Here is an 18,652-nt window from a genome sequence, read left to right as displayed (position 1 = left end):
CCGGGGGCATGATCCGCCCCCGGTGGGATAGGAAGCGGGATGACCGCCCAGGCCGCCCCTCCCGCGTTGCCCGCCCGACAGATCCGCCTGCTGATGTTCGGTCTGATGACCGGCATGCTGCTGGCGGCGCTGGACCAGACCATCGTCGGTACCGCGTTGCCGACCATCGTCGGCGAACTGGGCGGCATCAACCACTACTCCTGGGTGGTCACCGCGTACCTGCTGGCCTCGACCGCCTCGACGCCGCTGTACGGCAAGATGGCCGACCTGTACGGGCGCCGGCCGGTCTTCCTGTTCTCCATCGGGATGTTCCTGCTCGGCTCGCTGCTGGCCGGGCTGTCGCAGGACATGACCCAGCTGATCGTCACGCGGGGCGTGCAGGGCCTGGGCGCGGGCGGCTTGATGACGCTGGCGTTCACCATCATCTCGGACGTGGTGTCGCCCCGGGAGCGTGGCCGCTACCAGGGGTTGTTCGGCGCGGTGTTCGGCGTCTCGTCGGTGGCCGGACCGCTCGTCGGCGGTTACTTCGCGGAGAACAACTGGCGGTGGATCTTCTACATCAACGTGCCGCTGGCGATCCTCGCCATCGTGGTCTGCTGGCACGTGATGCGACTGGTGCCGTTCGAGCGGCGGGAGCACACGGTCGACTGGATCGGCGCGGCGCTGCTCGTGGCCGGCGTGAGCTGCCTGCTGCTGGCGCTGAGCTGGGGCGGCGCCGAGTACGCCTGGGGCTCCGGCGTGATCGTCGGGCTGTTCGCCGCGGGCGCGGTGCTGGGTGTGCTGTTCGTCGTCCAGGAGGCCCGGACCAGGGAGCCGATCCTGCCGCTGCGGCTGTTCCGCAGCGCCACGTTCGCGCTCGCCAACGGCGCGGGTTTCGTGCTCGGTCTGGTGATGTTCGGGTCGATCATCTTCATCCCGCTCTACCTCCAGATCGTCAAGGGCGCCTCGCCGACCCGCAGCGGTCTGCTGATGCTGCCGATGATGGCCGGCGTCATCGTCACCTCCGTGCTCACCGGCCGGGCGATGAGCCGGATCGGCAGGTACAAGTGGTTCCCGGTGGCCGGCGCGGCCGTACTGGTGGCCGGCATGCTGCTGTTCCAGCAGCTCCAGGTGGGCACCTCGCTCTGGCTCGCGTTCGGCTACATGGTGGTGATCGGCGTCGGGCTGGGCCTGTGCATGCAGTCGCTGATCCTGGCCGTGCAGAACGCGGTGAGCGTCCGCGACCTGGGCGCGGGCACCTCGTCGGCGACGTTCTTCCGGTCGCTCGGCGGCTCGTTCGGTGTGGCCATCCTCGGTGCGGTGCTGTCGTCCCGGCTCACCTCGGAGATGTCCGCGCGGCTGCCGGGTGCGCTGGCACAGCTCCCGCCGGAGCAGCGGGCCGCGGTGACTGCCGGCGGGGACTTCTCGATCAACGATCCGGCGGCGATCCTCGCCCTGCCCGCCCCGGTACGCGCCGCCGTGCAGGCCGCGTTCGTCGAGTCGCTGCACCTGGTCTTCCTGACCACCGGGCTGATCGCCGTGATCGCCGTGCTGGTCACGCTGGCGATGCCGAACCTTCAGTTGCGCGGCACCGGCCCGCAGGGCGCCACCGGTGGCGCCGACCCGCTCGGCGGGAAGGCGCCCGCGCCCGGCGGCAAGCCGCTGACGAAGGAGTCGAAGGACGAGGCCGCCGCCGACATGGAGGCGAAGTCGCAGACGATGCTGTGACCTGCGGCTACTTGAGGATCAGCCGGTTGGTCTGCTCGAACACGTCGAGGTCGGCGAGCGTCTCGTGCACGCTCGACGACAGCGGGTGCGGGAAGTCGGCCGGGTGGAAGAAACCGGAGTCGGTGGTCTCGTCGGTGAACCGGGCGAGTTCGCCGTCCCACTCGTCGACCCGGAACGCCGTGGTGAAGACCTGGTACGTGTGCCCGTACATGTTGGTGTGGGTGCGGTCGGGGCCGGTGTAGAGCGCGAACGCGCTGACCCGCAGCGCCCGCAGCCCGGTCTCCTCCCGGACCTCCCGGACCGCGCAGTCGGCGATCGACTCGCCGAGTTCCATGGCGCCGGCCGGCAACGCCCACTGGCCGTTGTCGGAACGCTGGATCAGCAGCACCCGGGCGGCGTTGTCGCGCACCACGGCGCGCGCGCCGACGAACATCAGGGTGCGGTCACCGGCCAGGGCGCGGAGCTGCCCCACGTACGAGTCGGCCCACGAGATGCTCACCCGGACAATCTACGCACCATCCGTGATCACCTCGCCGATTCCGGGGGGTTCCGCAGATGTGACCGCCGCCACTACCTTGTTACCCATGCGTAGCACGATGATGGATGCCCCTCTCCAGGTCGCCCGGATCCTCGAACACGGCTCCACCGTGCACGGCGCGGCGGAGGTGGTCACCTGGACCGGCGCCGAACCCCGCCGGATGACGTACGCGGAGGTCGGGCGCACCGCCGCCCGGCTGGCCCATGCGTTGCGTGACGAGTGCGGGGTGACCGGCGACGAGCGGGTCGGCACGTTCATGTGGAACAACAACGAGCACCTGGTGGCGTACTTCGCCGTGCCGAGCATGGGCGCGGTGCTGCACACGCTCAACATCCGGCTCTTCCCCGACCAGGTCGCCTACATCGCCAACCACGCGCAGGACCGGGTGGTGCTCGTCGACACCACGCTCATCCCGCTGCTCGCCCGGGTGATCGGCGAGATGACCACAGTGGCTCACGTGGTGGTGGTCGGCGGTGGCGACCCGGCGCCGCTGCTGGCCGCGGCCGGCGACCGGATCACCGTGCACCACTGGGATGCGCTGCTGGCCGACCGCCCGGACCAGTTCGACTGGCCGGAGGTGGACGAGCGCGACGCCGCCGCCCTCTGCTACACCTCTGGGACCACCGGCAACCCCAAGGGCGTCGCCTACTCGCACCGCTCGATCTACCTGCACTCGCTCCAGGTCTGCATGCCGGAGGGCTTCGGGCTCGGCCCGAACGATCGGGAGCTGGCGATCGTGCCGATGTTCCACGCGATGTCGTGGGGCCTGCCGTACGCGGCGTTCCTCTCCGGCGCGTCGCTGATCATGCCGGACCGGTTCCTCCAGGCCGAGCCGATCGCCGCGATGATCGCCGCCGAGCGACCCACGCTCGCCGGCGCGGTGCCGACCATCTGGACCGACCTGCTGGCCTACCTGGACGCGCACGAGGTGGACCTCTCCTCGCTCAAGGAGGTCATCGTCGGTGGTTCGGCCTGCCCGCCGGCGCTGATGCACGCGTTCCACGACCGCTACGGCATCGACGTCATCCACGCCTGGGGCATGACCGAGATGTCGCCGCTGGGCTCGGTCTCCCGGGCACCGGCCGGTGCGACCGGCGACGACGCCTGGCGCTACCGCTACACGCAGGGCCGCGTCCCGGCGGGCGTGACCGCGCGGATCGTCGGCCCGGCCGGCGAGCCGCTGCCGGCCGACGGGACGTCGGTGGGGGAGCTGGAGGTACGCGGGCCGTGGGTGACCGCCCGCTACATCGGCGACGACGCCCCGGACGAGGAGAAGTTCCGGGACGGCTGGCTGCGGACCGGTGACGTCGGCACGCTCTCGCCGGACGGCTACATCACGCTCACCGACCGCGCCAAGGACGTGATCAAGTCGGGCGGGGAGTGGATCTCCTCGGTCGAGCTGGAGAACGCCCTGATGGCGCACCCGGCGGTGCTGGAGGCGTGCGTGGTGGGCGTACCGGACGAGCGCTGGGACGAGCGGCCGCTGGCCACCGTGGTGGTCCGCGAGGGCACCTCGGTGACGGCCGAGGAGCTGCGGGACTTCCTCGCCGGCTCGGTGGCGCGCTGGCAGCTGCCGGAGCGGTGGGCGTTCATCGACGCGGTGCCGAAGACCAGCGTCGGCAAGTTCGACAAGAAGGTGGTGCGCTCGCGGTACGCCGACGGCGGCCTCGACGTGCGGGAACTGACCGCGTCGTAACGTTTCGCGGCGTACCGTCGCCTACACGGGTAGGACGCGTTCCCAACGGACATTCCTCCCAGAGGGCGGCCCCGGCGTTCGCACCGCGCCGGGGCCGCCCGTCCGTTACGGGGTGACCCGCACCGTCATTGTTGCGAAACTTGTTCGCTTCTGTCCGGCTGTCGCGGAAATCCGGTCGCCTACTCGTCGGCGGTGCTCACCAGCACCTTGCCCACCACGCTGTCCTGCACCGCCTGCTGCGCTGCAGCGGCCTCCGCCAGCGGATACCGGTGCAGCGGCAGGCCCGCCTCCTCACCGACCCGGATCGCGCCCTGAGCCACCGCCGCCGCGATGTCGGTGACCGCCTGCGCCTTCGCCACCTTCGGCGCGGTGTAGATCAGCACGAACTGCCAGCGCGCGTTCGGGACCATCAGCGGCCGGATCGGCAACGTCACCCCGTCGCCGCCGTCGTCGGCGTACACGCAGACCGCCCCGCCGGTGCGCAGCATCCGGACGTCGGCGGCGGCGTTGCGGGCGGCGGACACCTCGACGATCGTGTGCACCCCGTCGGGCGCGACCTTGCGGACCTCCTCGACCACGTCCTGCTCGCGATAGTTGATCACGAAGCTGGCGCCGGCCGCCGCCGCGAGCTGCGCCTTCTCCGGGCTGCTCACCGTGGTGATCACGCACGCGTCGGCCCAGCGGGCGAGCTGGATCGCCGCGTTGCCCACCGCGCCCGCACCGCCCTGCACCAGCACCACGTGGTCGCTCAACGCACCGGCGTGCAGCTTGTCCGGCATGAACTCACCGGCGGTCAGGCAGCGGTGCGCGGTCATGAACGGGATGCCCAGCGCCGCGCCCAAATCGAACGAGGCCGGACCGAGCGGCACCGCGTGCCGGACCGGCACCAGCGTGTACTCGGCGGCGGTGCCCCACGGCCGCTGCCACGCCGCCTCCCACACCCAGACCCGCTCACCGATCAGCGTCCGGTCGACGCCCTCGCCGACCGCCTCGACCACCCCGGCGCCGTCCTGGTGCGGGATCTGCCAGCCGGCCGGCAGCGGCCACGCCTGGCGGGCCTTCCAGTCGGTCGGGTTCACGCCCGACACGGCCATCCGGACCAGCACCTCGCCCGGCCCGGGTTCCGGCACCGGCCGCTCCACCACCTGGAGCACCGAGGCGTCCCCGCTGCGCTCGTACACGATCGCCTTCATCGCCGTCCCTCCGCCGTCCTTCCGGGTGCGCTACCCGGCAGCCGCCCGAACATGCGGCCCCGGGCACACCCGGCCACCGTACGACGGCTCGTCAGGCGGCCGGCTTGAGCACGACCTTCGAGTAGCCCGGTTCGCGGCGGTCGAAGCGCTGGTACGCCTCCGGCGCCGCGTCCAGCGGCAACTCCTTGCTCACCACGAAGCTCGGGGTCGCCCGCCCCGCCGTGATCAGGTTCCGCAGGTACGCGTTGTAGGTCTTCACGTTCGCCTGCCCGGTGCCGATCCGCAGGCCCTTCTCGAACAGCTTGCCCACCTTGAACAGCAGCTCACCCCGGGCGGAGTGCTCGTCCGGGGCGCCCGGGTCCGCCGAGAGGTAGAGCCCGACCACGCCGATCGCCCCGGTCGCGCGCACCACCTCCACCAGCGTGTTCAGCACCAGCGCCGGCTGCTCCTCGCCGCTGGGTGCGGACGCCTGGTATCCCACCGCGTCCACGCCGTGATCGGTCCCCACCCCGGCGGTCCGGTCCCGGATCTGCTCGACCGGGTCGCCCGCGCTGAAGTCGATCGGGGTGGCGCCGATCGACTCGGCCAGCCGCAGCCGGTCCGGCACCCGGTCCACCACGAACACCTCGGACGCCCCGATCAGCACCGCCGAGTACGCGGCCATCAGCCCGACCGGCCCGCCGCCCATCACCGTCAGGTTCTCGCCCGGCCGCAGCCCGGTCATCGCCACCCCGTGGTAGCCGGTCGGGAAGATGTCGGCGAGCATCGCGTAGTCGTTCTCGTGTTCGGTGCCCGGCGGCAGCTTCAGGCAGTTGAAGTCGGCGAACGGCACCCGCAGGTACTCCGCCTGCCCACCCCGGTACGGCCCCATCGACACGTAGCCGTACGCGCCGCCGGCGAAGCCCGGATTCACCGTCAGGCAGAACCCGGTGCGCTGCTCGCGGCAGTTGCGGCAGAACCCGCACGCCACGTTGAACGGCATCGAGACGCGGTCACCCACGCGCAGGCTCGTCACGCCCGGCCCGGTCTCCACGATCACGCCCATGTTCTCGTGGCCGAACACGATGCCCGGCTCGGCGGCCGTCCGTCCCTCGTACATGTGCAGGTCGGAACCGCAGATCGCGGTCGTCGTCACCTGGACGACCACGTCGTTCGGGTCCTCGATCCGCGGATCGTCGACCTCGTTGACGGCCACCTCGTGCGGCCCCTCGTACACCACAGCCCTCATGTCACCGACCGTAGGCCGGGTGGCGGCGGCGGGTGGGTGGTTCAGTCGATCCCCGCCACCACCTCGGGCGTGAGCGCGCCGATCGAGGGGAGCAGCACGGCCGCGAGCGCCTCGGCGTCCGGATCGAGCGGGTACGACGCATGCGGCACCGCCACCACCCGGCACCCGGCGGCGGCCGCCGAGCGGACCCCGTTCGACGAGTCCTCCACCGCGACGCACCGGGCCGGGTCGACGCCCAGCCGCTGCGCCACCGCGAGCCACACGTCGGGCGCGGGCTTGCCCCGGGCGGTTTCCTCGGTCGACAGCGTCGCGCCGAACGAACCGGCCAGGCCCGTCGCGTCGAGCGCCGCCGCGATCAGCCGGGTGGGTGAGGAGCTGGCCAGCCCGAGCGGCCACCGCGCGGCGATGCGGCGCACGACCGCGTCGGCGCCGTCGATCAGCGGTACGTGTTGCGCGTACCGCCGGGCCATCTCGGTCACCACCTCGGTGGCGACCTGCTCGGCCGACCTGTCGACGCCCAGCTCCCCGCTCAGGTAGCCGGCCCACTCGGCGGTGCTCATGCCCATCAGCCGACGCTGGGTGTCCGGCTGCCAGACGCCGCCGTGCTCGGCCACGTACGCCCGCCGGACCTCCTCCCACACCGGCTCGGAGTCCACGATCACGCCGTCCAGGTCGAAGAGCACCGCGTCCACCATTCCGCCATCCTGCCCCAGCCGGCGGCCCGGTTCACCGCGGCTGCGCCGCCTTCGCCGAACGCTGCGCCGGAAGGCCGATCGGGGCCTTGGCCGGGATGATCGTGCGGCAGCGCGTCGCGATCGGTTCCAGCAGCTCCCGCAGCCGGGCGGTACGCTCCGCGCCCAGCGCCCGCCACGGGCCCGACGCGGCCCGGTCGGTGGCCTCCTCGACCACGCGGAACGTCTCCGTGGCGTACGCCGTGGGGTCCAGGTCGTCGGTCAGCCAGCCCTTGTCCACGAGGCGCTGCTCGGCGGCGGTCCACTGCTCGTCGGTCCAGCCCCGGGCCGGCTGGTGGAACTCGCGCGACTGGTCGACCCGGCACCGCCAGGCCACCACCTCGACCGGTTCCAGGCCCGTGGTCACGAGCGCCGCCACGTGCCCGTCGCCCCGGTGCTCGCGCAGCGTCGCGGCGGCCTGCCAGAGCCGGGCGAGCGGGTACTCGCCCCGGGGCAGGGCGGCGTTCACCGCGCCGAGCACCCGCCCGGCCGTGTCCACCCGCCCGGCCGCCTCCTCCAGCAGGTCGGCGGCCTCGACCAGGTGCGATTCGGGCAGCTCGTAGGTGAACTCGGCGAGCGCCTGCACGCCACCGGTGAGCCGGGCCCGCAGTGCCTCCTCCGGGGTGGCCAGGCGCCACACCGACGGCAGTGCGCGGGCCACCATGGCCGGCGCGAAGCTGAAGAAGGCAGCAGTCACCGCCGGGGCGTCGACCGGTCCGAGCGGCGCGGCCCGGCCGGCGAAGTAGCCGCGCCAGTAGCCCCGCAGCCCGACCGCCTCGAACGCGGCCCGGGCCCGGGGGTGGAAGTAGGTCACCGCGTGGACCGGCTCGTAGAGCGTCCACATCTGCCGGGTCACCCCGGCCTCGTCCAGCGCCGCCACGTGCACCTCCGCGTCGGTGGGCAGATCACCACGGACGGATGTGCCGTCCGTGGTGACCATGAACCTACTGCCGCTGGGTGACCGGACGGAAGCCCGGAGTGATCTACTGCGCAGCGAGCACGTCGACGACGAAGCGCAGCGGCCCGGCCGGGCGACCGCCCGCGGCGTCGTTGCCGTACGCCAGCTCGGCCGGAAGGTCCAACTGGACCCGGCTGCCCACCGGCACGCCGACCAGGCCCTGGTCCCAGCCCTTGATGACCTGGCCCACGCCGATCTGGAAGGTGGCCGGCTGGCCGCTGTCCCAGGACGCGTCGAACTGCTTGCCGTCCTTGTAGAACACGCCCACGTAGTTAGTGGTGATGTTCTGACCGGCCTTCACCGCCGGCCCGGTGCCCTTCACCAGGGTGGTGACGGTGAGCTTCTTCAGCTCGCCGGTGCCGGCCTGCACTGTCGGCTTGGTCTTCAGCGCCGGGTCGATGCCGGCGGGCAGCTCCTGGGCGGGCGCGGTGGGCTCGGCCGGCGTGGTGGGGCTGGCCGACGAGCCTGCGGTGGACGTCTTGTCGTCGTCCCCGCTGTTCAGCCAGACCAGGCCACCGACCAGGGCCACCACCGCGAGCACGCCGACCGCCGCGCCGAGGATCGACTGCCGGCGGCGACGCGCCTCGGCTGCCTTCTTCTCGGCCAGCTGGGCGGCCAGCCGCCGCTGTGCCTTGGTGGCCGGGGCCTGGCCCGCCGACCGGTTCTCCACACGCTCGCTCACGTCGACTCCCTGCAGGGTGGGTGGGTGCGCCCCCGGCGGGCCGCCGCCGAGGCCAGCGCACACGGTACCCGCCCGGACCCCCAGCGTGCCCATACGGCCGCCACGATCCGGACGCGATGCCCGATACGGGGGCACCGCACGGGGTACGTTCCGACAATGGCGATCCTCAGCGAAGAAGACCTTGCCCTGCTCGGCGAGCCGCAGCTCGCGCACGTGGCGACGATCGAGGCCGACGGCACCCCGCACGTCACCCCGGTCTGGGTCGACACCGACGGCGAGCACATCGTGTTCAACACGGCCAAGGGCCGGCAGAAGTACCTGAACATGTCCCGCAACCCGGTGGTTGCGGTGTCGGTCGCGGACAAGGCCGACGACTTCCGCACGCTCTGGGTCAAGGGCACCGTCGAGTTCGTCACCGAGGGCGCCGACGAGCACATCGACCGGATGGCGAAGAAGTACCTCGGCCAGGACACCTACCCCTGGCGCCGCCCGGGCGAGGAGCGCGTCATCGTGCGCGTCACCCCGACCGAGAAGCTCGGCCGCGGCTGAACGGCGGGAGCCCCGCCCGCCACCGGGGCGGGGCCATCGCCGTACGCGTCAGGCGGTCTTCTTCTTCGCGGGCGCCTTCTTGGCGGCGGTCTTCTTCGCCGGTTCGGCCTTCTTCGCCGCCGTCTTCTTCGCGGGCGCCTTCTTGGCAGTGGTCTTCTTCGCCGGTTCGGCCTTCTTCGCCGGCGCCTTCTTCGCGGCCTTCTTCGCGGAGCGCGCCGACGAGATCGGCGTCGGCTCGGCCCCGCCGCCGGACGGCGCCTCGCCCCGGGCCGCCCGGGCCCGCTCCACCGACGCCTTCAGCGCGGCCATCAGGTCGACGGCGGCGGCCGGCGCCGCCTCTTCCTCCTCCGGCTGCACCACCTCGCGGCCCTCGACCTTCGCGTCGATGACCTCCTGCAACGCGGCCCGGTAGTCGTCGGTGAACGCGTCCGGCTCGAACTCACCGGCCATCGAGTCGATGAGCGAGCTGGCCATCGCCAGTTCCGGCGGGCGTACCTTCAGGTCCTCGTCCAGGAAACCGAAGTCGGGCCGGCGGATCTCGTCCGGCCACAGCATGGTGTTGAGGAGCAGCACGCCCTCGCGGACCCGCAGCGTGGCGAGCTGCTCCCGCTGGCGCAGCGCCACCTTGACGATCGCCACGCGCTCCGAGTCGGACAGCGCGTCGCGCAGCAGCACGTACGGCTTCGTCGCCGAGCCCTCCGGCTCCAGGAAGTACGCCTTGTTGTAGAGGATCGGATCGACCTGCTCGGCCGGTACGAACTCCAGCACGTCGATCGCGTGCGACGTGCTCAACGGCAGGTCGGCGAAGTCGGAGTCGGTGAGGATCACCATCTCGCCGCCGCCGATGTCGTACCCCTTGGCGATGTCGTCGTAGGTGACCTCCTCGCCGCAGACCGAGCAGGTGCGCTTGTAGCGGATCCGGCCGCCGTCCTCACGGTGCACCTGGTGGAAACGGATGTCCTTCTCCTCGGTGGCCGAGTAGACCTTCACCCCGATCGACACCAGGCCGAACGACACCGCTCCTTTCCAGATCGCCCGCATACCCGCGCTCCTCTCCCCGGTTGACCACCAGAATCGCAAACGATCGAACGGGACGCACGCGCTTCGCTACGCAACTACAGTCAGGAGGTGCCCGGCGCGCCGTTGAAGCCGATGCTCGCGACGACCGGGCAGCTCCCGGCCGGCGCCGCCTGGTCGTACGAGTTCAAGTGGGACGGCGTCCGCGCGCTCGCCGACATCTCCCGCGGCGACAGGCACTTCTACGCCCGCTCCGGCGTCGAGATCACCACCGCGTACCCGGAACTGCTCAACCTGGCCGAGCAGGTAGGTGACGCGCTGCTCGACGGCGAGGTGGTCCTCTTCACCGACGGGCAGCCCTCGTTCACCGCGCTCGCCGAGCGGATGCACGTCCGCAACCCGGCCAAGGCGGCGCGGCTGGCGGCGACCGTACCCGTCACGTACATGATCTTCGACCTGTTGCGGCTCGACGGCGTCGACCTGACCTCCCGGCCGTGGCGGGAGCGGCGGGCGGCGCTGGAGTCGCTCGGGCTCGGCGCCGCCCGGTGGGCGGTGCCGCCGGTCTTCGGCGACGGCCCGGCCACCTACGCGGCGGCCGGCGAGCACGGGCTGGAGGGGGTGATGGCCAAGCGGGTCGACTCGCTCTACCGGCCCGGCGTGCGCTCGCCGGACTGGGTGAAGGTCAAGCTGGAGGTCACCGCCGACTTCGTGGTCGGCGGCTGGCGGCCCGGCGCGCGGCGCGTCGGTGGCCTGCTCGTGGGCGTGCCCGGCCCGGACGGGCGGCTGGTCTACCGGGGACGGGTCGGCGGCGGGATCGGCGCGGCCATCGAACGGGAACTGCTGCGCGAGCTGGAACCGCTGCGCGCCACCGACTCGCCGTTCGCCGCCGGCGTGCCGCGCGAGGATGCCCGGGGCGCGATCTGGGTAACTCCCCGGATCGTGGTGGAGGTCAAGTACGGCCAGCGCACGCCGGACGGCCGGCTGCGCTTCCCGCGCATCCTGCGCCTGCGCCCGGACAAGCCGCCCGAGGAGGTCGACGATGCCGTCTGACCGGCTCAAGGTCGAGGTCGAGGGGCGCTCGCTGGAGCTGTCCAACCTGGACAAGGTGCTGTTCCCGAAGGCCGGCTTCACCAAGGGCGAGGTGATCGACTACTACACCCGGATCGCCCCGGTGCTGCTGCCGCACCTGAGCGACCGCGCGCTGACCCGGATCCGGTTCCCCAACGGCGTCGACGGCGGCTCGTTCTTCGAGAAGAACGCACCCGCCGCGACCCCCGGTTGGGTACGCACCGAGAACCTGCCCGCCCCCGGGTCGACGAAGGGGCGGGAGACCATCGACTACGTGGTCTGCGACGAGCTGCCCACGCTGGTGTGGCTGGCGAATCTCGCCGCGCTGGAGCTGCACACTCCGCAGTGGAAGATCGGTGCGCACCCGGACATGATGGTCGTCGACCTGGATCCGGGCGCCCCGGCCGCGCTCAAGCAGTGCTGCCAGGTGGCGCTGCTGATGCGCGACCGGCTGGCTTCCGACGGCGTCGAGGCGTATCCGAAGACGTCGGGGAAGAAGGGCATGCAGCTCTGCTGCCCGATCGCCGGCACGCAGGACGCCGATCTCGTCTCCGACTATGCCAAGCGGATCGCGCAGGAGCTGGAGCAGGCACACCCGAAGCTGATCGTGTCGAAGATGGCGAAGAACCTGCGCCCCGGCAAGGTCTTCATCGACTGGAGTCAGAACAACGCGGCGAAGACGACAGTGGCGCCGTACTCGCTGCGCGCCCAGCCGGTGCCCTCGGTGTCCACGCCGCTGACCTGGGACGAGGTGGAGGCCGGGGCGGCGGGGAAGCGGCCGTCGACGCGGCCGTACACCGCCGGCGAGGTGCTCAAGCGGGTGGAGAAGCAGGGCGACCTGCTGGCGCCGCTGCTCGACGGCGGTCCCGAACTGCCCGTGCGCTGATCCGGACTGCTTCGGCTGCTCCGGACGGGCGGCTCGGACGGTTAGGGTGAGCGGACCGGCAGACAGGAGTTTCGCGCATGGCACACCAGGCAGCCGTCGCCGTCGCGCCCGACGCGGTCGGGTACCCGCTGCTCAGCTACCACGACGACGCGACGGGCGAACGCACCGACCTGACCGCCGCGCAGCTCGGCGAGTGGGCGGCCCGCAGCGCCGGGCTGCTGCGCGACGGATGTGGGCTGCGCCCCGGTGACCGGGTGGCGGTGCTGCTGCCGCCGCACTGGCGTACCGCGGCGGTGCTGCTCGGCGCCTGGTCGATCGGGCTGACCGTCTCGTTCCGTCCCCGTGCCCTGGCCGGGCTGCCGGTGCTGGAACCCGGTGCCGACCGGCCGTACGACGCGGTGTTCGTGACGCCGGAACGCCTCGACGACTGGCTGGAGGACGTACCCGAGGGGACGCACCGCTACCTGGTGGGCACCGGGCCGGAGCCGCTCGGCGAGGTGCCGCCGGGCTGGCTGGACTGGTCGGCCGAGGTGCTGCGACACCCGACCGACCCGCCGGACTACACCGCCGTCGACCCGTCCGACCCGGCCACGCCGGACGGCACCAGCTTCGGCGCGTGGCGGCGCCTGGCCGCCGAGATCGCCACCCGGATGGACCTGCACCCCGGCGACCGCCTGGTGGTGGACCCGAGAGAGGACGAGCAGCCCGTGAGGTGGCTGCTGGCCCCGTTGTCCGCCGGCGCCACAGTCCTGATCCACGCCACCCCCACCCCCTAGCCCTGGCCCGAGCCCCCGCCCGAGCCCTCGCCCGAGCCCCCGTCGATCTTGCGGTTTCGGCCCTCCTGGTGCCCGGTCTGCGGCTTTCGTCGGGGCAGCAAGTGCATGATCGACAGGGCGGTGGGGCCGCTTCTGCCGATCTTGGAGTTGTGGCGCCCAGATGGTCGGATCGGCGGCCTTTGTGAGGTGCCACAACTCCAAGATCGCGGTGGGCGGGCGGGTGGGTGGGTGGGGAAACTGGTTGACCGTGGGGGACGGGGTGGGGCCTACTGCGTCGGTGTGCCGGACCGTGAGGGGCGGGCGGGGTGGCGGGAGTGGGAGTGGGCGTGGGCGGGACGGATGCGCTGGTGTGGCGGGAGTTCGGCGAGGAAGAACTGCCCGCCTTGACCGGCCTGGCGCAGGCGTGCCTCGCCACTGACGGCGGGTTGCCGCTGTTCGGGCGTACCCCGTTGGCGCGAGCGCGGCTGCTGCAGACGCGTACCCACGGCGCCTGGTCCGGCGACGACCTGGTCGCGGCCGTCGGGGTCGGCACGGGACGGACGCCCGCCACCGCCACCGGCCTGGTGCACCCGGCGTGGCGCGGCCGTGGGCTCGGCGGCGCGCTGCTGGACTGGGCCGAGAGGCACACCGGCGACGCGGGCCTGCTGGTCACCACGGAGACGTGGAACGTGGCAGCGGAGGAGTTGTTCGCGGCGCGCGGGTACACGCGGACGTTCCTGGAGTGGGTGCTGCGGCACGACCTCGACGTGCTGCCCGAGGTCGCCGTCCCGGACGGCGTGACTGTGGAGCCGGCGACGCTGGGAGCGGAGCTGTTCACCGCCTACCGCGCGTCGTTCGCCGATCGGCCCGGATTCGTGGAGCCGGAGGCCGACGAGTGGCTGGGCGACCTGCGTGACGACGAGGACTTCCGGCCGGAGTTGACGCTGCTCGCACGCGGCCCGGACGGCGCGGCGGCCGGCTTCGTCACCGTGCTGGACAACTGGATCGATCAGGTCGGCGTGGTGCCCGGGTGGCGCGGGCGACGGGTCGGCGCGTACCTGGTGGCGCGCGTCCTGCGCGGCCTCGCCGACGCGGGCGTGGACGCCGCATGGCTCTGCGTCAACGACGACAACCCGGCCGCCGGGCTGTACCGGCGGCTCGGCTTCCGCGACTTCGGCCGCCGCGCCCGCTATCTGCATGGCTGACCCGACGCGGGAGGCGATTCTGCGGGCCCTCGCCGATCTGTGGGCGAACGGCTGCCCGGTGCCCGCGCCCGAGCTCCACGAACGGCTCGCCGACGTCGGTCTGCGCCGCTGGCGCAGCGTCGCCCGCCGGCACCGGGGGCGGCTCGGCCCGGACGATCGGCTCAGAGATCTGGTACGCGGACTGGTCGCCGCGTTCGAGCCGGACCCCAAGCTGGTCGGGCCGCTGGTGCGCGACTACGAGTGCGTGGCGCGCGCCATCGCCGACGCCGTGCCATCGACCGAGTCGCCGGGGGCTGTTGCGGATGCCCGGTGACGTGGTCTTATGGCGGGACGACGACGTCATCGATCCGCAGCTTTGACAACCCCGCGTCGGTACTCCTTTCATGCCTCTCGAAAGGTGCAACGATGCACAGGAAACCGACGATCCACCTGGCAGTGCTCGTGGCTGCCGCAGCCACCTTCCTGACCGCCGGCGGAGCCCCCGTCGCGGCCACGGCTGCACCCGTGACCGCCTCTCCCGCCGCCGCCGAATGTGAGCCGGGCGCCGACACGCACAGCGCCGCCCGGGTACGCGAGGGCGCCACCGCCAAGGAGCCCGAGCTCTACTCGACGAACGAGGCCAAGGCGTACGGCGTCATCAAGGACTCGCCACGTCTGGCGAACGGCAGCGTCACCGTACCGACGATCTTCCACATGATCTCGGACCACGAGCTGAGCGCGGCCGAGAAGGCCCGCTGGAACACGCTCATCTCGGCGCAGATGACGGTGCTCAATGACTCGTTCGCGGGTCGTACCGCGGCCGACGCGTCGGACACGCCGTTCCGCTTCTCGCTCGTGGACACCACCTGGACCGTGAACAGCGCCTGGTACACGGTGGTGCCGGGCAAGAACGAGCGGGACATGAAGAAGGCGCTCTACACCGGTGACTCCCGCACGCTGAACGTCTACGCGGCGAACATCGGTGACGGGCTGCTCGGCTGGGCGTACTTCCCGAAGGGCTACAACAACGGCCGCGACTACATCGACGGCGTGGTGATGCTCGACGAGTCGATGCCGGGCGGTACGGCCGGCAAGTACGCGCTCGGCGACACGCTCACGCACGAGGTGGGCCACTGGCTGATGCTGGAGCACACGTTCGCGCACGGCTGCTCCGCGTCCGGCGACTTCGTGGCCGACACGCCGCGTGAGGCGGCGCCGCAGTTCAACTGCCCGATCGGGGCGGACACCTGCACCGCGCCGGGGCTGGACCCGATCCACAACTTCATGGACTACACGCAGGACTCCTGCATGAACATGTTCACCCCGGGCCAGGCCGACCGGATGAGCGACGCCTGGGTCGCGTTCCGCGCCAGCGGCAAGGGCTGACCGCCGGACCGGGCGGGCCGCGCCGATGCGGTCCGCCCGGTCGGCTCAGGCCACCCGAATCGGCGTACGCCTCTGTCGTCCCCCTTCGATACCCTCATGCGACTCGACGGCGATGCACGCCGTTGTCCTACGGGGGAAGGGGCATCGTCGTGCGCGCACGAAGAATGCTCGCCGCGTCACTGGGCATAGTGCTCGGTGCCGGCCTGATCAGCGTCGACACCAGCCCGGCGCAGGCCTACGAGCAGCGCGACACCAGCAAGTCCGGTTGGGCCTACACGGATTCGCACCTGCCGAAGAAGTCGTTCGTCAACCCGTCCGGGGATGCGCCGATCGGTGCGTGGACGGATGCGGCAGGCGCCCGGCACAAGTCCCGGTCCTACTTCACCTTCGATGTCGCACGCTTCCGCGGCACCGTCATCCACAAGGCCGACCTGGTCATCGCGGAGCGGTCGGCGGCGGACTGCTCGACCGCCCAGCCGGTCGAGCTGTGGCGCACCGACCCGATCACGGCGACCACGAGCTGGGAGTCCTCGCCGCGCCGGCGCGAACTGCTCGGCACGGTCCAGGCCGGCGGGGAGGCGGCCTGCCCCGGCTATCTGGTCTGGGACATCATGCCCGCCCTGCAGAAGCTCGCGGATCAGGGCAAGCAGACGCTGACCGTCGAGATCCGGCTGCCGCACGGCTTCGAGTCCAAGCTCTCGCACGGTCGTAAGCTCCGCCCGTTCCCGGTGATCCACAGCGAGTCGAACCACGCGCCGACGGTCGGGCAGATCGGCCTGGAGTTCCCGTCGTGGGCCTGCGGGACGGCGGCGAAGCCGCAGCCCGTGGGGCCGCGCTCCTACACGCTGATGGTCAAGGGCGCGGACGCGGACCCCTACGACTACAACTACAACGGGCAGTTCGCCGCGTGGCCGGTCGGTGACGAGAACCAGCGTGCCGAGCAGTTCGGGTACAGCTACGGCGGCGCCCTGTCGAAGCTCTCCTGGGACATGTCGCAGTACCCCGACGGCACCGTGGTGGCCTGGACCGTCCGGGCGTACGACGGGTACGACTTCTCGGCCTGGGCCAAGCCGTGCTACGTCAAGATGGACGCGCAGCGACCCGCCGCCCCCGTGGTGACCTCGGAGAAGTACCCGAACGACGGCCTGCCGCACGGTGGGTCGGGGGTGCCGGGGACGTTCACGTTCAAGGCCAACGGCTCGCCGGACGTGGTCGGCTACTACTGGGGCCGCTTCGGCGACACGTACCACTACATCCCTGCGCCGTCGCCCGGCGCCGACGTGACGCTCGAATACACCCCGACCTCGTTCTCCGACTCGCTGAGCGTGCGCAGCGTGGACAGCGCGTCCAACTCGTCCGAGACGGTCCACTACGAGTTCCGGGTGAAGTCGACCGCGCCGCAGGTCGAGGTGACGATGGCCGGCATCGGGCTGCCCAGCAAGCTGGCCGTCTCCACGAACGTGGAGGGGGTCACCGAGTTCGGGTACCGCATCGGCGACGGCGCTGAGACCCGGGTGCCGGTGAACCCCGACGGCCCGACCGAGATCCCGGTGACGTTCGCCGAGGGGGGCCTCGTCAAGGTCGAGGTCCGCAGCTACGCCGGGAGCGAGCTCGTCGGCGGGTACACCGAGAACGTATCGGTCCGCGACCTCCCGACCGTGGAGTCGGACGACTTCGACTTCCCCGAGCACGACGGGGTGGTGGACCGTCCCGGCACCTTCACGTTCCGGCCCGGCCGGACCGGTGTGGTGGCGTACGAGTACACGTTCGGTGGTGGCGATCTGCTGCGCATCGACGCGGCCGCGGACGGCACGGCGGTGCTGCACTGGACGCCCACCGAGGGTGGCTGGCACGTGCTGAACGTCCGGAGCATCAGCGCCGACGGCACTGTCTCGGAGACGCAGGAGCAGCAGTTCAACGTCATCGACACCAAGCCGTACGTCTCCTCCAGCACCTACTACGAGAACGGCGCATGGGGTGGCGTGGGCATCCCCGGTGAGTTCAACTTCGACACCGGCATGCCCGACGTCGACGTCTACCTCTACCGCCTGAACGACGGGCCGGAGCAGGTCGTCGACCCGGACTACAGCTGGGCGCGGGTGACGCTCACCCCGGACCGTTCCGGCAGCAACACGCTGACGGTGCGTACCCGGTTCCAGGACGGTTCCTTCTCCCCGACCCGGACGTACACGTTCGAGGTCAGCGACGCGCCGGTGGTGACGTCCGAGGACTACCCGGAGAACGGTGAGGGCGGCCAGCCCGGGCAGACGGGCCGGTTCACCTTCAACCCGGGCCGCTCCGGCGTGACCGAGTACCGCTACGTGCTGGAGTACACCGGCGAGGAGCAGGTGGTGGCCGCCGGCGCGGACGGCCGGGCCACCGTCGAGATCACGCCGGCGCACTCCGGCTACACGCTGCTGACTGTCACCAGCCGGACGGCCGACGGCACGGTCAGCCCGGAACGCCGGTACTACTTCCGGGTCCGCGACTCCCGGGTGAACGTGAGCAGCGCGTACGACGAGTACAGCCCGCGTGGCGGGATCGGGTCGGTCGGCACGTTCGGGGTCTACACCGAGATCAGCGAGGTGACGACCTTCGAGTACCAGCTCAACGGCGGCGCCTGGCAGAGCGTGCCGAAGAAGCCCGATGCGCTGGTCACGGACATCACGGTGATCATGGACCGCAACGGCGCCAACCTCATCTCGGTACGGGGCCGTACCGCCGCGGGCGACTACACGCCGCAGACCGACTATCCGTTCCTGGTCGGCACGGCGCCGCTCGTCAGCTCTGGCACCTACCCGGCCGGTCAGTGGTCCGGCGGTGTGGGCGTGGCCGGTGAGTTCACCTTCACCCAGGGCAGCCCGGGTGTGACCGAGTTCGAGTACACAGTCGAGGACGGGCAGCCGGTGACCGTGGCCGCGAACGCCGCCGGAGTCGCCACGGCCACCTTCACGCCGACCTCGGCCGGCTCGTACAGCATGCGGGTGCGCGGCCGGACCGCCGACGGCGTGTGGACCGACACGACGAGCTACTACTTCCTGGTCAACTACTCCTGATCCGCTGGTGACGGTGGG

General features: G+C 71.6%; 17 protein-coding genes. 10 read left to right on the top strand and 7 right to left on the bottom strand.

Annotation, left to right across the window (positions count from 1 at the left end; all coding sequences use genetic code 11):
* The first annotated feature begins 39 nt into the window (after positions 1-39).
* On the top strand, positions 40-1,707 hold the full coding sequence (locus IRY44_RS03030) for an MDR family MFS transporter (protein WP_194798914.1): 1,668 nt from the start codon (positions 40-42) through the stop codon (positions 1,705-1,707).
* Between the two features lie 7 nt (positions 1,708-1,714).
* On the opposite strand, the gene IRY44_RS03025 is transcribed toward IRY44_RS03030, so the two are convergent.
* Positions 1,715-2,206 carry an NUDIX domain-containing protein gene (locus tag IRY44_RS03025; protein ID WP_018785677.1) on the bottom strand — a complete coding sequence of 164 codons (492 nt, stop codon included), beginning with the start codon at positions 2,204-2,206 and terminating at the stop codon, positions 1,715-1,717.
* 100 nt (positions 2,207-2,306) lie between these two features.
* Between IRY44_RS03025 and IRY44_RS03020 the strand changes: the two genes are divergently transcribed.
* Positions 2,307-3,941 carry a fatty acid--CoA ligase gene (locus IRY44_RS03020; protein WP_194798975.1) on the top strand — a complete coding sequence of 545 codons (1,635 nt, stop codon included), beginning with the start codon at positions 2,307-2,309 and terminating at the stop codon, positions 3,939-3,941.
* Positions 3,942-4,120: 179 nt separating this feature from the next.
* On the opposite strand, the gene IRY44_RS03015 is transcribed toward IRY44_RS03020, so the two are convergent.
* The 5 genes from IRY44_RS03015 to IRY44_RS02995 form a co-directional block, all read right to left on the bottom strand.
* Positions 4,121-5,134 (bottom strand): NADPH:quinone reductase, encoded by a 1,014-nt coding sequence (locus tag IRY44_RS03015; RefSeq protein ID WP_194798913.1) that lies wholly within the window; start codon positions 5,132-5,134, stop codon positions 4,121-4,123.
* Between the two features lie 91 nt (positions 5,135-5,225).
* The gene (locus tag IRY44_RS03010; RefSeq protein ID WP_194798912.1) at positions 5,226-6,362 is read right to left on the bottom strand and encodes a glutathione-independent formaldehyde dehydrogenase; all 1,137 of its coding nucleotides are present in this window, start codon (positions 6,360-6,362) and stop codon (positions 5,226-5,228) included.
* A 41-nt stretch (positions 6,363-6,403) separates the two neighbouring features.
* Positions 6,404-7,057, bottom strand: a complete 654-nt coding sequence (locus IRY44_RS03005) for an HAD family phosphatase (RefSeq protein ID WP_194798911.1) — start codon at positions 7,055-7,057, stop codon at positions 6,404-6,406.
* A 31-nt stretch (positions 7,058-7,088) separates the two neighbouring features.
* Entirely contained in the window at positions 7,089-7,937 is an 849-nt protein-coding gene (locus tag IRY44_RS03000; RefSeq protein WP_194798974.1) for a hypothetical protein, read from the bottom strand.
* A gap of 139 nt (positions 7,938-8,076) precedes the next feature.
* Entirely contained in the window at positions 8,077-8,826 is a 750-nt protein-coding gene (locus IRY44_RS02995) for an FKBP-type peptidyl-prolyl cis-trans isomerase (protein WP_228531260.1), read from the bottom strand.
* 63 nt (positions 8,827-8,889) lie between these two features.
* Here IRY44_RS02995 and IRY44_RS02990 point away from each other — a divergent pair, with 63 nt between their 5' ends.
* A complete protein-coding gene (locus IRY44_RS02990) occupies positions 8,890-9,282 on the top strand; it encodes a PPOX class F420-dependent oxidoreductase (RefSeq protein WP_174536027.1) in 393 nt (130 codons plus the stop codon).
* Positions 9,283-9,330: 48 nt separating this feature from the next.
* Here the strand turns inward: IRY44_RS02990 and IRY44_RS02985 are convergent, their stop codons facing one another.
* Positions 9,331-10,323: a Ku protein gene (locus tag IRY44_RS02985; RefSeq protein WP_194798910.1), complete on the bottom strand. Its 993-nt coding sequence runs from the start codon at positions 10,321-10,323 to the stop codon at positions 9,331-9,333.
* An 87-nt stretch (positions 10,324-10,410) separates the two neighbouring features.
* On the opposite strand from IRY44_RS02985, the gene ligD (IRY44_RS02980) reads away from it, so the two are divergent.
* From ligD (IRY44_RS02980) to IRY44_RS02950, 7 genes are all read left to right on the top strand, one after another.
* Complete coding sequence (gene ligD / locus IRY44_RS02980; protein ID WP_194798909.1) at positions 10,411-11,349, top strand: non-homologous end-joining DNA ligase; 939 nt, start codon at positions 10,411-10,413, stop codon at positions 11,347-11,349.
* The gene (gene ligD, locus IRY44_RS02975) at positions 11,339-12,253 is read left to right on the top strand and encodes a non-homologous end-joining DNA ligase (RefSeq protein WP_194798908.1); all 915 of its coding nucleotides are present in this window, start codon (positions 11,339-11,341) and stop codon (positions 12,251-12,253) included. The genes ligD (IRY44_RS02980) and ligD (IRY44_RS02975) overlap by 11 nt, the downstream gene beginning before the upstream one ends.
* Positions 12,254-12,330: 77 nt before the next feature.
* The gene (locus tag IRY44_RS02970; protein ID WP_194798907.1) at positions 12,331-13,029 is read left to right on the top strand and encodes a TIGR03089 family protein; all 699 of its coding nucleotides are present in this window, start codon (positions 12,331-12,333) and stop codon (positions 13,027-13,029) included.
* A gap of 326 nt (positions 13,030-13,355) precedes the next feature.
* Entirely contained in the window at positions 13,356-14,213 is an 858-nt protein-coding gene (locus IRY44_RS02965) for a GNAT family N-acetyltransferase (protein WP_194798906.1), read from the top strand.
* Positions 14,206-14,526, top strand: a complete 321-nt coding sequence (locus IRY44_RS02960; protein WP_194798905.1) for a hypothetical protein — start codon at positions 14,206-14,208, stop codon at positions 14,524-14,526. The genes IRY44_RS02965 and IRY44_RS02960 overlap by 8 nt, the downstream gene beginning before the upstream one ends.
* 92 nt (positions 14,527-14,618) lie before the next feature.
* On the top strand, positions 14,619-15,578 hold the full coding sequence (locus tag IRY44_RS02955) for a zinc metalloprotease (RefSeq protein ID WP_194798904.1): 960 nt from the start codon (positions 14,619-14,621) through the stop codon (positions 15,576-15,578).
* A gap of 149 nt (positions 15,579-15,727) precedes the next feature.
* Positions 15,728-18,634: a hypothetical protein gene (locus tag IRY44_RS02950; RefSeq protein ID WP_194798903.1), complete on the top strand. Its 2,907-nt coding sequence runs from the start codon at positions 15,728-15,730 to the stop codon at positions 18,632-18,634.
* Positions 18,635-18,652: the final 18 nt, after the last annotated feature.

Origin of the sequence: Micromonospora sp. ANENR4, from assembly GCF_015354395.1 — a bacterium.
Classification (GTDB): domain Bacteria; phylum Actinomycetota; class Actinomycetes; order Mycobacteriales; family Micromonosporaceae; genus Micromonospora; species Micromonospora aurantiaca.
Note: the sequence above shows the minus strand (reverse complement) of the source record. Positions and strands in the feature narration are given on the sequence as shown.

Excerpts from the sequence above, each read along its gene's own strand:
- IRY44_RS02955 (WP_194798904.1), top strand. The coding sequence starts at position 14,619 with ATGCACAGGAAACCGACGATCCACCTGGCAGTGCTCGTGGCTGCCGCA.
- IRY44_RS03010 (WP_194798912.1), bottom strand. The coding sequence starts at position 6,362 with ATGAGGGCTGTGGTGTACGAGGGGCCGCACGAGGTGGCCGTCAACGAG.
- IRY44_RS03000 (WP_194798974.1), bottom strand. The coding sequence starts at position 7,937 with ATGTGGACGCTCTACGAGCCGGTCCACGCGGTGACCTACTTCCACCCC.
- IRY44_RS03005 (WP_194798911.1), bottom strand. The coding sequence starts at position 7,057 with ATGGTGGACGCGGTGCTCTTCGACCTGGACGGCGTGATCGTGGACTCC.
- IRY44_RS03015 (WP_194798913.1), bottom strand. The coding sequence starts at position 5,134 with ATGAAGGCGATCGTGTACGAGCGCAGCGGGGACGCCTCGGTGCTCCAG.
- IRY44_RS02995 (WP_228531260.1), bottom strand. The coding sequence starts at position 8,826 with ATGGGCACGCTGGGGGTCCGGGCGGGTACCGTGTGCGCTGGCCTCGGC.
- IRY44_RS02960 (WP_194798905.1), top strand. The coding sequence starts at position 14,206 with ATGGCTGACCCGACGCGGGAGGCGATTCTGCGGGCCCTCGCCGATCTG.
- IRY44_RS02990 (WP_174536027.1), top strand. The coding sequence starts at position 8,890 with ATGGCGATCCTCAGCGAAGAAGACCTTGCCCTGCTCGGCGAGCCGCAG.
- IRY44_RS02985 (WP_194798910.1), bottom strand. The coding sequence starts at position 10,323 with ATGCGGGCGATCTGGAAAGGAGCGGTGTCGTTCGGCCTGGTGTCGATC.
- IRY44_RS03030 (WP_194798914.1), top strand. The coding sequence starts at position 40 with ATGACCGCCCAGGCCGCCCCTCCCGCGTTGCCCGCCCGACAGATCCGC.
- IRY44_RS02970 (WP_194798907.1), top strand. The coding sequence starts at position 12,331 with ATGGCACACCAGGCAGCCGTCGCCGTCGCGCCCGACGCGGTCGGGTAC.
- ligD (WP_194798908.1), top strand. The coding sequence starts at position 11,339 with ATGCCGTCTGACCGGCTCAAGGTCGAGGTCGAGGGGCGCTCGCTGGAG.
- IRY44_RS03020 (WP_194798975.1), top strand. The coding sequence starts at position 2,307 with ATGGATGCCCCTCTCCAGGTCGCCCGGATCCTCGAACACGGCTCCACC.